A 15935-nucleotide genomic window follows, 5' to 3' on the forward strand; every position below is an offset into this window, starting at 1 on the left:
TTTTCGTCTTTGTGCTACTTTTTTGCGCTACAAAAATCATCAATCAGCAACTAAAAATTCTGTGGAGAAAATATGCGGATACTACATATTACTAATCATGTACAACAAATTGGCAACGGAATTGTCAATGTGGCTGTAGACTTAGCTTGTTTACAAGCCAAAAATGGTCATACTGTTGCTGTCGCATCAGCTGGTGGAGAATACGAAACCTTACTAGCAAATCACGACGTGCAACACTTTCACCTTGATCAATCAAGAACACCCATCAATCTAATTAAAGCGGCTTGGCGTTATCGCCAGATTATTCAAGAGTTTCAGCCAGATATTGTTCATGCACACATGATGACAGGAGTTGTGCTAGCAGGACTGTTAAGAAACTGTGGTGAATATAGTTTAGTTTCTACTGTACACAATGAGTTTCAGCGCAGCGCTATTTTGATGGGATTAGCGGATCGAGTGATTGCAGTTAGCAATGCTGTCGCTGATTCTATGGTACGGCGTGGGATATCTAAGAGTAAGTTACGCGTAGTAGCCAACGGTACATTAAACAGTCCCCGAAATCGTAGTATTAAAGATTGTCAACCCATGTCTTTATGCCATCCAGCAATTACTACAGTAGCTGGAATGTACACCCGCAAAGGAATTGTGGAATTAATAGAAGCCTTCATCAAAATTGCTGCAGAAGTTCCGCAAGCACATTTATATTTAGTCGGAAATGGCCCCGATCGCGCTATGTTTGAGGCGATGGTGCAAAATACCCCTTTTGCCAATCGCATTCATTTTGAAGGCTTCCAGTCAGAACCGCAACGCTATATGCTGTCCTCTGATATCTTTGTCCTCGCTTCTCACTGTGAATCCTTTGGATTAGTACTGACAGAGGCGCGAGAAGCAGGTTGTGCAATTATTGCTAGCGATGTCGATGGTATTCCAGAAACTTTGGATCGCGGACAAGCCGGGTTATTAGTACCACCAAAAGATAGTCAAACTTTGGCAAATGCTTTAATGTATTTGCTCAACGATTCAGAACAACTACAAAAATTGAAATCCCAAGCGAAACAAAACCTCGAACGCTTCAGCGTCACCCGCGTTCATGAGGAAACGCTAAGTTTATACTATGAACTACTTGATAACTACAGAGTATTTAATTTGAGCCTCAGCCAAGAACTTTTAGTTAGCAAATAGCAATTTTCTTTTATTAGAGTTTTACCAATTATCTAAAATCAGCTAACAGATAATTATACAAATACATGGGTAGAGGGTTTAGCATTGCTAAACCCCTACAGAAAATGACAAAACAGGGTTATGAATGATGCAAATGAAATCATAAAAATTAGAGTCCCAAACTCTTGACGAACTTGAGACTCTTACAATTAAATTTATATGGGAATAAAGACCTAATAAGAAATTTTTTAAAATGCTCCAATTCTCGCAAATAGTACGTAGAATGTTTTGACAATTAACTGTAAATCATACATTGGACTCCATCTGGCTTGATACTGTAAATCTAAGTCAACTATTTTCTCAAAATTATTCACCTGAGAACGTCCGTTAACTTGCCATTCACCAGTTAAACCAGGTTTGACATCTAAACGCCGCCAATGTCTTTTTGTATATTTACTTACTTCATCACCTGTAGGTGGCCTTGTACCTACTAAGCTCATTTCATTGCATAACACATTCCAAAATTGCGGTAGTTCATCCAAACTACTGCTTCGTAAAAAGCGACCTACTTTAGTGACTCGGAAATCATTTTTATTTTTAAATATTAGCCCTTTAGCTTCGTTACTCACTAAAGTCTTTAATTCCTCTGCATCAATAACCATTGAGCGAAATTTATAAAGACGGAATGGTTTTCCCTGTAATCCATACCGTTCTTGAGCAAAGAAAATTGGGCCAGGACTGTCGATTTTAATTGCGATCGCAATCGGCACAAACAAAATAGCTAGAACTAACAGCCCTATCAAGCTGCCTACAATGTCTAAACAGCGTTTGAATTTAGATTGAACTGAAGGATGGGAATTAGACTCTAATTTCCAAGATAAGAAAGAGGGTGCCGGAAGAACTTTTTGTAATTGTGTTTGTTGCATTATCCTGCCTCAAGTGATGAAGGTAGAATTATTGATTTATAATCTACGATTGTGAAAATTAACTTTTTAAGAAGGAGAAAACTCAGTTTTTATTCTTTAGGGTAATACAGTACTTTATGAGGTAATTTCGGGAAATTGCTGAATGTTCATCTATTTTTATTACCTCCATATTTATCTGTACATCTGTGGGTGATTGCGGCATTCTCAATCCAAATACTTATGATTTCAGGCTAAAAAGGCAAGAGAAAATGGGGGAAAATCTTTTACCTTTTCCCTAAATTAAATTCGGACTGAAAATCTTTAACTCAGCAGTATTGGTTCTTAATTACGCTGTATCTGAATCGCCAACTTGACAACTTTCAAGACGCGAAAACAAAGCCACACATAATTCCCACCACGAAGCTGTTGCGATCGCACTATGCCATTCCCACACACCTAACAGCCTGACACGCCAAACCTGTTCTAAAAAACCGAAATAGGGTAAATGTCCTATAGGTGCATCTCCTTGCCAGACTAGATTTTCATAATCAACCCATGAGTCTTTCAAACGCCAACCAACACGATTAGCAAAATCAATGCAGGTTTCGGAAGCAGCAACTTTGGCAGATCCAATCATCAAAGCCAACAGCGGATCGGTTGCAGAAGTATCTTTAATACTCTGCCAGATACGTTGTTGAACACTAAAGCCAAAGTGCCCATAACTATAATTTACCCACAGATTATCAATAGTAGAAAGGTCTTTACAAGAAAAATTTATTACATCGCTAATTTCAAGAAAACTTTCCTCTTTTCTTCCGGATGCTTTAAGTATAAGTTTTGTAGTCTCTTGATCCGCCTCTAACCACCTTTTATTTTTAAGTAAATCGCGCAGATACGTGTAGTCAATTCCTAATGCTGAACTCAAATCATCAGGTTTGGAATTGTCAGTATTTTCTGGTTTAGTATTTAAATTTTCAACAGAAAATACAGTTTTTCCTGGTAATATTTCTATAATTCCTTGAGAACCAGATAACCAAAAATATAATTGGATATTGGTTTGTGCTAACTGCACTTGCAATTGTGTAATCCAAGCTGCGGCGGTGAGTCCCGTTGGCTGCATTCCTTGATTGAGGGTTTCTACCAAGGTATAAGCAAATACTTCACTGTCATTAGCTGGTACAGCAGCCGTAATTAAACACTGTCCTGCATCTAATCCAATTTGCAGTTCTTCTACCCAATCGCGTACTGAGACTGTCCCCAAACCCTGTTGTTCTGGACAATCTAAAATAATAATTTGTTGCGATCTACATCGGCGTAGTTGTTTTCTTAACCATGAACGCTCAATAAAAATATCTTCGGACAGTATTAATCTCGCTTCTCCTGGTTCTGTCTCGCGAATTTGCCCACGCAGATATAAAAATACTGTTGTGGCTGCTTCTGGCGTAGTAGTTTCCGCAAAAGATGGTGATAGTAAACACTTTTGGATAGCTTTGCGGACATCCGACTGAGAATTTTTGCCCCGCACAGTCCAATAATTGACTTCAAAGCTTCCCGCACTGCTCAGTATTTTACTCAAATCCAAGGAATTTTTACTTTTGGGAAGTCCTTCTACAATTAATGCTTGTCGCGGATGTTGCGAAGATTGTATTTGCTGAGGTTTTAGTCCTAAAATTACTTCTCCTACTCCTTCCACAATCCGCTTGGGTGTTTGTGAAGGATATTCAGAATGGATGGAATTGTCTCCCCGTCCTTTTTTTAGCTGATTAATCACTCGCAACTGCTGATTAGCTTTATCTATATATGTCAGTGTTTGGTGGTAAACATAGCGATAAAGTCCATCGGCTTCGATGACACCAACAGAGTCAGCAGCTTCTCCCCTTAACCCTTGAATTAAATAGTATGTGAATACACCATGCCCTAATTGCGGAAATTCCCAAGATTGCTGGCCGCGATCGCAAGATAATAAAGCATAAAATCCTTTTCTTTGGGAGGCTCGTTTTCGCAAAACTTCCACCAATTCTGGTGTCGGGTTGAGTTGGGGATCTGTTTCGCCTCTTGCACCCAACAGCGTCATCCCCCCGCTATGACAAGCATCTAATATTAGTAGTTGCTGTTGAGCAGAACAATTCTCTAACAGTTGCAACAATTCCTGCAACTTTAAACCCGTGTCAGTTAATTGTTCTTTTTGAGTATCTTGGAGACATAGCACCACCTGCTGACTCAAAGAGTCTAGCATTCCATGCCCAGAAAAATAAAATATAACTGTGTCAGTAGGTTTACTAGCCGCTGCAATTTGTTTGAGGCTGGCGCGAATATTTGCTAACTTGGGTTGCTTTTCCCCAAAATCGTGATAAATCATCACCTCTTTTTGTGGAAATCCCTGTGTTGCGGCGTTTAATGCTTCTCCTAAGCCTTGACAATCCAACGCCGAGTAATGCAAACCAGGTATTTGCTCATCCTCGTATTGGTTGACTCCCACTAGTAATAGCCAAAGTTTTGCTACCCCAGTTTCTAAAGCATGAGTTGAGTGACTAGTACGAACCCCAACTGGACACATTTAAAAAAATTAAAACCCTGTATAGTAAAGCAATTTAACTGTTGACTGATGGCAAATTATCAAGTCAACAGCTTTGATAAAAATGGTATCAGATTAAACTAGACGCGTTGCGCTTCAACTTAGTTCCGCATCCGGAAACACCAAAAAATCAATAACTAACAATTCGTAATTCGTAGTTACTAATTCGTAATTATGTTACGGTTGGGGTCTAAATCCCCAACTGTAAAAGCACGACTTATATAATTCGGGGACTCTAACTCTCAGTTTAATTACGAATTAAGAATTACGAATTAGTAATTATTTTGATGTGTAGCCTACTTTAACAAAGTGTAAAGCATTTATATACTTCCTAATGTTTTTACTCCTAAAATTTACTTAAAAATAGCAGGTAGCAAACTCGGCGCTAACCACAACCCATAACCAATAAATGCAAAGATTCCTGTAATTAATATAGTAATTACGTAGCTAATACACATCAATAAGCCATCGGATTCGATTGTGGCAATTGCTAACAGTAAAATTCCGATAGTAGGGATGGGATTAGTGAAGGGAATGGGCGAGATTAGTAATAGTGTTAGCCACGAAATGCAAAACCCATTAAACCGCCAAGCCCAAGAACTATTGGCGATTTTTGATAACCGAGGGCTGGCAATTTTCTCTACTATTCTGGTGACTCGACGTAGGTTATGTAACAAAACATGGGCGAAGCGGCGAGGAAATTTGTAGTTAGCCATTTTTTTGGGTAACCAAGGCGATCGCCTGCCTAAAACCATCTGCATTGATAATATCAAGCAAGCAGCACCAAATGGCCCAGTTAAACCCGGTGGCATCGGAAACAAAAATGGCAACACTAATAATGCAATTACCAAGCTAAAGCCCCTCTCTGAGGTTTCTGCCAAAATATCTCCTAGAGTGAGCGGTTGTTCAGCTAAGTGTTGCAACAATGATTTAATTTCTTGAGAAAATCTTAAATGCTTTTGGCTTGAGTCTATGCGAGTTTCCACAATCCCCAGCTTTATCTCAGTAAATTATTTAATATATGTATACAATGGCTCTACAAGTAATTCCGTAAAAAATTAAATTTTCTTTAATTGCACATATATTAACCTCTCAAAAATATATTACTTGTGATTAATTTAACATTCACAAATTAACTTTGTGGTGTTGGAGAGACAAAAACACTTACAGCTTTAGGGATAACACGGAAATGGGCAGGAGTATATGTAGTGATTTCCCCATCAGTATTAATAGGACGTGGTTTTCGGGTATATACTTCCATTTCTTGACCCTGATAGGCACGTACTTCTCGCCATTTTATGTGTTTTCCTTCTCGCATTGATGGCAGCAGCAGTATAATTTGCCACCAATTTTTAATTTCTAAACTGTAGAGATCCAGCCTTTGGTCGTCAATTGTCGCATCGTGAACCACTGCCATACCACCGCCATAATAGCGACCATTACCCACTGCAATCTGCACCGTCCGTACGCGAATAGATTCCCCATTCATGCGGATTTCTGCACTAAATGGTCGAGATTCCCATATTACCTGCAATGCCGTAGCTACGTAAGCGAATACACCCCAGCGACGTTTGGCTTCTTTGGTTAGTCGTTCAGTAATTTTGACACTCAGTCCCATACTCGCAACGTTAAAGAAATGCTTGCCATTCACCCACCCTAAGTCAATGCGTCGCTGTTCCCCAGAAGCAATGATTTTGCAGGCTTCAGGTAAGGAATTAGGAATTTCTAAAGTCCTAGCTAAATCATTAGCAGTTCCCAAAGGTAAGATACCTAAAGGCAACTGAGTATCAACCAAACCATCTACAGCAGCATTGAGTGTACCATCACCACCGCCCACAATTACTAAGTCAACTTGATTTCGGTAGTGTTGAATGATCTCTGTCAGCCGTTGGGGATTTTCTGTTGATTCCTCAATCAAATCCAAGCCCAATTCCTTGAGACATTGAATTGCTTCCGTAAGGCGCTTTTGCCCTTGACGAGCATGATGATTGACTAACAGCAGTGCGCGGGGACTCATGGGTATTACCTTTTATAGGTGAAATATGGCATTCTCAGCGTATAGATATTTTGCGTGAATTTCATGGTAACCCCCTGCAATAAATGTTATGAAAGTTACCAAAAACTCAAGTATTCATCGTTTTTTATGTGGTTGTCACCGTTATTTGTTTCGAGGATGTTTATTTAGCTTATCTTTATTAGCAATTGGTGTCTTCATACCTAGGAAATGGGGAACTCAGCCAAAAGATAAATGCAATTTGGACGTTTGTATTTCTAATACAGGTATTCATTCTAATATTATATTGCCAATTAAAAATGATATTTTTGATTGGCATCAGTATCTGCCCATCGATAAAATTGGTATAGATAATTTCTATGATTACAATTACTTAAGTTTTGGGTGGGGTGACCGGGAATTTTATATGTCAACTGTCACTGTGGCAGATTTAAGATTGTCTACAACTTTCAAAGCTTTATTTTTACCAACCCCTTCTGTAATCTATGTTAAAGGTTATCAATTAATACCGAACTCTCTTGAGGTTAAATGCATTAAAGTTGATAAAAATAACTACCTAAGTTTAATCCACTTTATCCAATCTACCTTTCAGTTGAATTCTCAAGGAAGAGTAGTTCGGATTGGAGATGGTCATACTACTAATGCTGGATTTTATGATGCAGTTGGTAGTTATTCAATAATCAGAAATTGTAATAATTGGACAGGAGAAGCTTTGAGAAAAGCTGATGTCAACACTCCGCTTTGGGATGGATTATCTGCTGCGATTATTTGGCATTTAAGAAGTAATTGTGAATAATACAAGAATCTAGTTTAGTTGAATTATTCAAAGAAAAAGGAAAAACTAATAAAGTAAAAATACGGTAAGTAGAAAAATCCAAAAAATCCAGATCACTTTATCTTAGAGAGATATACTGATATTCGGCAAAATACAACATTATGATTTTCTGAAATTACTTACGCAACTTCAGGCTTTTAAAGCTAAAATAAAGCGAATTTAAGTATCAGCAAAAGCTACGTACAATTAGATATCAATCTGTACTTATAGCTGATACAAAACGAAAATTAATCATAATTTCAGCTATAGTATAAGCTTCATAAAAATTGACAATATTTCTACATAGTATTTATAGTGAGTTTGAGAAAAAATTCATTTATAGATGCTTATTTCTGTTTTATGCTTGCCTAGACTAGTAATTTTAAAGCTTTGAATTATCATTTGCGATCGCTTTTGACTGCTCAATAATTTGGGAATACTGAGATGGTAATCATATAAAGCCAAATCAGTGATTCATGCAATGATGTTGACGTTATTGAAAGACTTCTATTCAATCGGTTTCATTCCCCACGGACATTGTTATCTCTGGCAAACAGGGTTGGTATGGCTAAACATCATAGGGGATGCAACAATCGCCTTAGCCTATTATTCGATTCCCTGCCTACTGGTTTACTTTATTTCCCAACGCAAAGATGTTCCTTTCAATGGAGTTTTTTTGCTGTTTGGTGGTTTTATTATTGCTTGTGGTACAGGACACCTAATGGACATTTGGACATTATGGTATCCAGACTATTGGATTGCGGCCGGACTGAAAGCCTTCACTGCTTTAATTTCTATATATACAGCATTTGCATTAGTTCATCTTATTCCCCTAGCTTTAAAACTACCCAGTCCTGCACAGTTAGAAACTGCTAATCAAGCCCTGAAAAGTGAAATTGTAGAGCGTAAGCGAATAGAGCAAGAGTTACGTATAGCAGAAGAAATTGCTACTAATTCCAGCCAAGCTAAAAGCGAATTTTTAGCTAATATGAGCCACGAACTACGCACACCCCTCAATGGCATTTTGGGTTATACACAAATTCTACAACGCACAGAATCGTTAACCGAGAAAGGATACAAAGGGGTAGAGATTATTCAGCAGTGCGGTTCCCATTTATTGACTCTAATTAATGATGTACTAGATCTCGCCAAGATTGAAGCGAGAAAGCTGGAACTGAACCCAATTGATTTTTACTTTCCCGCATTTATTGATAGCGTGACAGAAATTTGTCGTATCCGCGCAGAACAGAAAAGTATCGGGTTTCATGTGCAACTATCAGCAGATTTACCTATAGGCATTCGTGCCGATGACAAACGTCTACGTCAAGTGTTGATCAATCTACTTGGTAATGCCATTAAATTTACCGAAAAAGGTAGTGTTACTTTCAAAGTTGAGGTTAAAGCCACTAAAGAAGAATTTCAGCAATTACCAATTCACCAAATTAGATTTGAAGTAACGGATACCGGAGTGGGGATGAACCCTGAGCAACTGCAAAAAATCTTTTTGCCTTTTGAACAAGTAGGAGAACAGAAACGTCAGGTTGAAGGTACAGGGTTAGGATTAGCAATTACCCACAAAATTATGACATTGATGGGTAGTCAAATAGAACTGAAAAGTGAGTTGGGTCAAGGTAGCAGTTTTTGCTTTGATCTAGAACTACCAGAAGCTAAAGATTGGGCAAAAGCTTCGAGAGCAATTCGTCAGGGAACTGTTGTTGGCTATGAAGGGAAAAAGCGCACGATTTTAGTAGTTGATGACAAATGGCAAAATCGCTCGGTAGTAGTCAACTTACTAGAGCCAATCGGATTTATAGTCATAGAAGCTAGTAACGGTAAGGAAGCAATAGCACAAGTCAGTGCAGAACAACCAGACTTAATTATTACTGATTTAATGATGCCTGTAATGAATGGATTTGAATTCATTACTCAGTTACGGCAGGTTTCCCAATTTGGGAATACCGCTGTTATTGCCTCTTCAGCTAGTGTTTTTGAAACCGATCAATATAAAAGCATTGATGCGGGTGCCAATGCATTTTTACCAAAACCTATAGATGCTGAAATGTTGCTTGAGCTACTGCGAAAATATTTGCTATTGCAATGGATTTATGATGATGCATCCAAGGACAATATTGCCAGTGTTAACGCCACTCCAGATAATCAAGAAGATATAATTCCTCCTAATAATGAAGTCTTACATAAATTACTAGAACTAGTAAGAGATGGTGATATTGAAGGAATTATAGAAATAGCTCATCAAATTTCTATGTTTGATGAAAAATTCAATAATTTTGCCCAGAGAATTACTCACTTTGCCAGTAATTTTCAAATCAAACTTCTAGAAGAATTTGTACAACAATATCTACCTCTAACTTAAAAGGAAAATTTGATATGTGGGGGTTAGGTGTTTGGAGTTAATGATTTCTCTCCTGCTTTCTTCCAGTACCCAATCCCCAGTACCTCTAATCCCCACGACCACAGGTAATGGGGAGTTATCTATTCCCCGAATCCCAAACAGATATATATGACAACAACTTCAGAAACTGGATTTATTTTGATTGTTGATGACAACCCAACAAATCTATCCGTTCTTTCTGCTGCTTTAAGTAGTGCTGGGTTTAAATTTCGAGTAGCAGTTAATGGAGAAAGTGCGATCGCACAAGTCGAACGCAACCCCCCAGAGTTAATTTTGCTAGATGTGCAAATGCCAGGAATTGACGGATTTGAAACCTGTCGTCGCCTGAAAGCAAATCAGGATAGTCACAATATTCCGATAATTTTTACCACGGCTTTAGCAGATATAGATAGCAAAACTAAAGGATTTTCTCTAGGCGCAGTCGATTATATACCCAAACCCTTTTCCCAAGAGGAAGTAATTGCTAGAGTGCGGGTACATTTACAACTGAAACGGCTGACAGAATCATTAGAACAGCAACTTAGCGATCGCACTATTGCTTTACAACAAGCTCAGATTCAATTAGTGCAGCAAGAAAAACTATCAACATTGGGAGAGTTAATCGCCGGAGTTGCTCACGAAATCAATAATCCGATTAGCTTTATCTCCAGCAATATCGAACATTTAGAAGAACACATTGCCGCTATTACCGAAATTCTGCGACTTTATCAAGAAGAATATCTCCATCCTTCGGCAAAAATTACAGGTGCTACTGAAGAATTAGATCTAGAATTTGCCCTCAAAGATATAGTAAAAATTATCGATTCATTCAAGTTAGGTACAGATAGACTGAGAAATCTTTCTTTCTCACTTCGCAACTTCTCCCGTGCAGATGTTGATACCAAACAACCTGCGGATTTACACCAAGGGCTTGATAGTACGTTGTTGATTTTACAACATCGTTTGAAAAGTGTAGGCGATCGCCCTCGCATCGACGTTATCAAGTCTTATGGCCAGTTACCAGAGGTAGATTGTTATCCAGGGCAAATCAACCAAGTTTTCATGAATATTCTGGCCAATGCCATTGATGCCCTGGATGAAGCCATGATACATGGCAAAATGAGCGCTTCTATCCCCCAAATCCAAATTACAACAGATATAGATGCTCAAAACTGCGTCAGCATTCGGATTGCTGACAATGGTATGGGTATCCCTGACTTAATTCAAGAACGATTATTTGAACCTCTATTTACGACAAAGCCTGTGGGTAAAGGCACTGGACTAGGTTTATCAATCGCCCATCAAATTATTGTAGAAAAACACAATGGCACATTAAAAGTAAATTCTCAACTCGCTCAGGGAACTGAATTTAGTATCAAAATTCCTGTGAGGGACTAGGGATTGGGCATTGGGTATTGGGCATTGGGTATTGGGCATTGGGCATTGGGCATTGGGCATTGGGCATTGGTAATAATTTCCCCTCATCACCCTCATACCTATTCCCCATTACCCCTTATCCCCAGAGGGGGCCCCGAGTTCCCCAGTCCCCAGTCCCCAGTCCCCACTCCCCAGTCCCCAGTCCCCAGTCCCCAGTCCCCACTCCCCAGTCCCTTAGTCATCATAAATAGACAACTGACTCCCAAGACCTACCAAACTAGCTGCAATTAGATCTAGGATCGTTTTAACAAAGCTAAAAAATACAATTTTAGGAAGTAGCTTTATAGTAGTGAGTTAGCTCGACTATAGACTAATTCCCCATCCTCTTAGTTAACTTACAGGTCTGAAACTATGGAACTGACGATTGACAACGTGGAAACAGTATTGGATGAAATGCGCCCTTATTTAATATCGGATGGCGGTAACGTGGAGCTTGTAGAACTAGATGGGCCTATCGTGAAATTACGCTTGCAAGGAGCCTGCGGTTCTTGTCCTAGCTCTACCATGACTTTAAGAATGGGTATTGAACGTCGTCTGCGGGAAATGATTCCCGAAATTGCTGAAGTAGAGCAAGTTATCTAGGGATTAGGGATTGGGGACTGGGGACTGGGGAATAGGGATGAGGGAGATGGGGGAGATGAGGGTGATGAGGGTGATGAGGAGAAATTATTACCAATACCCCATGCCCAATGCCCCATGCCCCATGCCCAATGACGGCAGTTGCTACAACGGAGGAGACCTCCGCAATGCACTACCTCCCCCATGCCCCATGCCCCATTCTCAATTCTCAATGCCCAATGCCCATTACCCCATAATTCCCTATGACCCAACCTCTGTACGTTGCCTTTATTTGGCATCAACATCAGCCGCTGTACAAATCTCCTGACAGCGGCGTTTCTTTATCTTCTAGTCAACAGTACCGTTTACCTTGGGTGAGGTTACATGGCACTAAGGATTATCTAGATTTGGTGTTACTTTTGGAGCGATATCCCAAGTTGCACCAAACTGTAAATTTAGTACCATCTCTAATACTGCAACTGGAAGATTACATTGCTGGCACTGCTTTTGACCCTTATCTCACTGCCAGTTTGACACCAGTGGAACAGTTGACTCTACAACAAAGGGAATTTGTTGTTAAACATTTTTTTGATGCTAATCACCACACCTTGATTGACCCCCATCCCCGCTATGCCGAGTTGTATTACCAAAAGCAGGAAAAAGGGGAAGCTTGGTGTTTAGAGAATTGGCAACAACATGATTACAGCGATTTGCTGGCTTGGCACAATCTGGCGTGGATCGATCCGTTGTTTTGGGACGATCCAGAAATTGCCGCTTGGTTAAGTCAAGGTTGCAATTTTACTTTAAGCGATCGCCAGCGGATTTATTCTAAACAGAAGGAAATCCTCAGCCGCATTATTCCCCAACACCGCAAAATGCAAGCGGCTGGTCAGCTAGAAGTCACAACTACGCCTTACACTCACCCGATTCTGCCCTTATTAGCTGATACTAATTCTGGTCGGGTAGCTGTGCCCCAAATGAATTTACCACAGCAGCGTTTTCAGTGGGCGGAAGACATTCCCCGTCACTTAAATAAAGCCTGGGAGTTATATAAAGACCGCTTTGGGCAAGAACCGCGAGGCTTATGGCCTTCGGAACAATCAGTTAGCCCAGCTATATTACCGTATATTATCAAACAAGGCTTTAAGTGGATTTGCTCAGATGAAGCTGTTTTAGGCTGGACGCTAAAACACTTTTTCCATCGGGATGGGGCGGGGAATGTGGAGGAACCAGAATTACTCTATCGACCTTATCGCCTCCAAACTCCAGCCGGGGATGTGTCAATTGTCTTCCGCGATCATAGATTATCCGATTTGATTGGCTTTACCTATGGGGCGATGCCGGCAAAACAAGCTGTAGCAGATTTAGTCGGACACCTGCAAGCGATCGCTAAAATGCAAAGAGATCGACAAAGTGAACAACCTTGGTTAGTAACTATTGCTTTGGATGGCGAAAATTGCTGGGAATTTTATCCCCAAGATGGCAAACTCTTCCTAGAGGCTTTATATCAAACTCTGAGCAACGAACCCCATTTAAAACTCGTCACAGTTTCAGAATATTTGGAAAAGTTTCCTGCTACAGCCACTATTCCTGGAGAACAACTGCATAGCGGTTCTTGGGTTGATGGTAGCTTTACAACTTGGATTGGCGACCCTGTGAAAAACCGCGCCTGGGATTACCTGACACAAGCTAGGAATATGCTTGCTAGTCACCCAGAAGCTACAGAAGAAAATAACCCAGAAGCGTGGGAAGCTTTATATGCAGCCGAAGGTTCCGATTGGTTTTGGTGGTTTGGCGAAGGACATTCCTCAAATCAAGATGCCATTTTTGACCAGCTATTTCGCGAACACCTCTATGGCATTTACAAAGCATTAAATGAGCCGATACCGCCTTATCTCAGACAACCATTAGAAATCCACGCAGCCCGCACAGACCATACTCCCCAAGGATTTATTCATCCGATTATCGATGGTAAAGGTGATGAACAAGACTGGGACAAGGCCGGGCGCATAGAAATCGGCGGCGCACGGGGTACAATGCACAACAGCAGTACTGTTCAGAGGCTGTGGTATGGGGTAGATCACCTCAATTTCTATTTGCGGATGGATGTCAAAAGCGGTATTGTACCAGGGCAAGGTTTACCCACAGAGTTGAATTTGCTGTGGTTTTATCCCAACAAAACCATGCACAATAGCCCCATTCCTTTGGCAGAACTCCCAGATGTAGCGCCGGTTAATTACCTGTATCACCACCATTTAGAAATTAATTTACTGACGCAATCGGTACAGTTTCGCGAAGCCGGAGAAAACCTTCAATGGTATCCGCGTTTTAGCCGCGCGCAAGTAGCATTTGACCATTGTTTAGAAGTGGCAATACCTTGGGCCGATTTGCAAGTTCCACCGGATTACCCCTTGCGTCTAGTGTTTGTCTTGGCTGATGAAGGACGCTTCTGCAATTATTTACCAGAAAATGCTTTGATTCCGATTGAGGTTCCTTAATATTAGGGGCACAACAAAGAAAGACTTTCGGTGGCACTAAACCGATATCTGCGCCTAGGCTGGAATGTCACTGTTCTGTTAGGGTGTATCACCTCCTATTCGCTAGCTGTATCCCAATACTACTCGGTTAAGCGTTTTGAACTCAAAATTGATTTTGGGGAAAAGGTTAAAAGTTAAGGATTAAAGGTTTTTTCTTTTCCTTTTCCCATTCCCCTTTTTCCCCTTAACCGACAAGTATTGAGCTGTATCCCTAAAGGACTCATCTGGCGAATAGAGGGTTACACCCCTCAATTAACCGAAAAAACTAGTACAGTACGGCGGAAATAAGCAGACCATTAAATAGCCAAAACTTTGCTCTTATATGTCCACTTAAAAGGTTTAGCCATTGTTTGATTAAAGTAGTCGATAAACTTGAGGATTCGATTTTTCAAATCATCCTGACTGACGAAACTGGCTCTTCTGAGTAACTTGCGAACCAAAATACTGAACCAAATCTCAATTTGATTGAGCCAAGAGGAATGTTTAGGTGTGTAATGAAACACAATCCGGTGTGTTGGATCACTCAAAAAAGCAGTGCGGGATTTCATTGATTTAAGGATGCCACTTTCTCCCTTAATACCCAGGTCAATATTCAAACCTTCAATTTGTGCAACTAAACGAACTAGAGACTCAGACTGATGAGTGTTAAGGCAGTCCATAATCAGATGCCATTTTTTAGCATCACTGTCAGTTTCAATTGTTCGGCGAACATGAAGGGCAAAATCAACTTCCGTTCTGGTATCTGAACAAGTCGGCTGGACAATTTGACCAGTGGCAACATCAAAGCTGGCAATTAAGCTTTGCGTGCCGTGACGAATATACTCAAATTCCCTTCTTTCGACTTTGCCTGGTCGCACAGGTAAGTCTTTTTCTAAGCGCTCAGTAGCTTGAATTCCTGTCATTTCATCAATGGATATTGTACGTTCTCCCTGAAGATGCCGCTCAATCGCATTGATGTATAAACCAGTAATATCTTCAACTTTTGCGTCAAATTCTTCGTCCTCAGGGGGGGGTTAACCAGTAGCGGCTCTGGTGAGGTTTAAGTTCTGCTTCTTCAAGTAATCTTCCAACATGGCGGACAGATATGCTTTCAATAATTCCAAGTTTGATGATTTCGTTCGCTAGTTCTCTTGCTGTCCAATGACTTATTGGTCTTCCATAATCGGATGGTGGGGAACAAGCTAATGCAAACAACTCGATTACTTGTTCCATACTAAACTTCGGGCGTGCGCCAACACGCTCAGAGTCTTGTAATCTCTGCTCAATTGATAATTCTTTCCCCTCAGTTTCCAACCACCGATTTCGCCATAAACGCGCCGTTTGACGATTTATGTCTAAATTTCGGGCGATTTCACGATGATTTTGACCCTCTGATCCCATGACAATTATTTTGGCTCGTAGCGCTATCTGTTGCGGCGTGTTGTGTCTGTTTATCAACTGTTGGAGTTGATCCCGCTCGCCATCGCTTAAATTTAATATTTTAGGATTTAATCTAGCCACACCTTGATTCCTTAATCCGCGCCCAAAACGGGTTTTAACCTG

At 40.3% G+C, this 15935-nt stretch carries 14 protein-coding genes; 7 read left to right on the forward strand and 7 right to left on the reverse strand.

Annotated elements, in window-relative coordinates:
• Positions 1 to 72 precede the first annotated feature (72 nt).
• Positions 73 to 1182, forward strand: coding sequence for a glycosyltransferase family 4 protein (locus tag HGR01_RS34695; RefSeq protein WP_045873317.1), 1110 nt, complete (start codon positions 73 to 75; stop codon positions 1180 to 1182).
• 227 nt (positions 1183 to 1409) lie between these two features.
• On the opposite strand, the gene HGR01_RS34700 is transcribed toward HGR01_RS34695, so the two are convergent.
• The 4 genes from HGR01_RS34700 to HGR01_RS34715 form a co-directional block, all read right to left on the reverse strand.
• Positions 1410 to 2087: a sugar transferase gene (locus tag HGR01_RS34700; protein ID WP_045873318.1), complete on the reverse strand. Its 678-nt coding sequence runs from the start codon at positions 2085 to 2087 to the stop codon at positions 1410 to 1412.
• Between the two features lie 325 nt (positions 2088 to 2412).
• Positions 2413 to 4623, reverse strand: coding sequence for a GUN4 domain-containing protein (locus HGR01_RS34705; protein ID WP_052335357.1), 2211 nt, complete (start codon positions 4621 to 4623; stop codon positions 2413 to 2415).
• A gap of 371 nt (positions 4624 to 4994) precedes the next feature.
• Positions 4995 to 5627, reverse strand: a complete 633-nt coding sequence (locus HGR01_RS34710; RefSeq protein WP_045873319.1) for an exopolysaccharide biosynthesis protein — start codon at positions 5625 to 5627, stop codon at positions 4995 to 4997.
• Between the two features lie 146 nt (positions 5628 to 5773).
• Positions 5774 to 6658, reverse strand: coding sequence for a lipid kinase (locus tag HGR01_RS34715; RefSeq protein ID WP_045873320.1), 885 nt, complete (start codon positions 6656 to 6658; stop codon positions 5774 to 5776).
• Positions 6659 to 6746: 88 nt separating this feature from the next.
• Here HGR01_RS34715 and HGR01_RS34720 point away from each other — a divergent pair, with 88 nt between their 5' ends.
• From HGR01_RS34720 to HGR01_RS34730, 3 genes are all read left to right on the forward strand, one after another.
• Positions 6747 to 7451, forward strand: coding sequence for a TIGR02117 family protein (locus HGR01_RS34720; RefSeq protein WP_081584114.1), 705 nt, complete (start codon positions 6747 to 6749; stop codon positions 7449 to 7451).
• A gap of 502 nt (positions 7452 to 7953) precedes the next feature.
• The gene (locus HGR01_RS34725; protein WP_375539731.1) at positions 7954 to 9843 is read left to right on the forward strand and encodes an ATP-binding protein; all 1890 of its coding nucleotides are present in this window, start codon (positions 7954 to 7956) and stop codon (positions 9841 to 9843) included.
• 147 nt (positions 9844 to 9990) lie between these two features.
• Positions 9991 to 11259, forward strand: a complete 1269-nt coding sequence (locus HGR01_RS34730; RefSeq protein ID WP_045873321.1) for a response regulator — start codon at positions 9991 to 9993, stop codon at positions 11257 to 11259.
• Here the strand turns inward: HGR01_RS34730 and HGR01_RS34735 are convergent.
• Positions 11237 to 11368: a histidine kinase gene (locus tag HGR01_RS34735; RefSeq protein ID WP_155539543.1), complete on the reverse strand. Its 132-nt coding sequence runs from the start codon at positions 11366 to 11368 to the stop codon at positions 11237 to 11239. The genes HGR01_RS34730 and HGR01_RS34735 overlap by 23 nt on opposite strands.
• A 281-nt stretch (positions 11369 to 11649) precedes the next feature.
• Here HGR01_RS34735 and HGR01_RS34740 point away from each other — a divergent pair, with 281 nt between their 5' ends.
• From HGR01_RS34740 to HGR01_RS34750, 3 genes are read left to right on the forward strand one after another with little or no spacing between them, the layout of a single operon-like run.
• Positions 11650 to 11880: a NifU family protein gene (locus HGR01_RS34740; RefSeq protein WP_010995481.1), complete on the forward strand. Its 231-nt coding sequence runs from the start codon at positions 11650 to 11652 to the stop codon at positions 11878 to 11880.
• 10 nt (positions 11881 to 11890) lie between these two features.
• On the forward strand, positions 11891 to 12184 hold the full coding sequence (locus tag HGR01_RS34745) for a hypothetical protein (protein WP_168161029.1): 294 nt from the start codon (positions 11891 to 11893) through the stop codon (positions 12182 to 12184).
• Positions 12120 to 14354, forward strand: a complete 2235-nt coding sequence (locus HGR01_RS34750) for a glycoside hydrolase (protein WP_045873322.1) — start codon at positions 12120 to 12122, stop codon at positions 14352 to 14354. The genes HGR01_RS34745 and HGR01_RS34750 overlap by 65 nt, the downstream gene beginning before the upstream one ends.
• A gap of 335 nt (positions 14355 to 14689) precedes the next feature.
• Here the strand turns inward: HGR01_RS34750 and HGR01_RS34755 are convergent, their stop codons facing one another.
• Both HGR01_RS34755 and HGR01_RS34760 read right to left on the reverse strand, forming a co-directional pair.
• The gene (locus HGR01_RS34755; protein ID WP_045870252.1) at positions 14690 to 15295 is read right to left on the reverse strand and encodes a transposase; all 606 of its coding nucleotides are present in this window, start codon (positions 15293 to 15295) and stop codon (positions 14690 to 14692) included.
• 100 nt (positions 15296 to 15395) lie between these two features.
• Entirely contained in the window at positions 15396 to 15893 is a 498-nt protein-coding gene (locus HGR01_RS34760; protein WP_045870251.1) for a helix-turn-helix domain-containing protein, read from the reverse strand.
• Between the last annotated feature and the right edge of the window lie 42 nt (positions 15894 to 15935).

The sequence above is a fragment of the Tolypothrix sp. PCC 7712 genome, assembly GCF_025860405.1.
Taxonomy (GTDB): domain Bacteria; phylum Cyanobacteriota; class Cyanobacteriia; order Cyanobacteriales; family Nostocaceae; genus Aulosira; species Aulosira diplosiphon.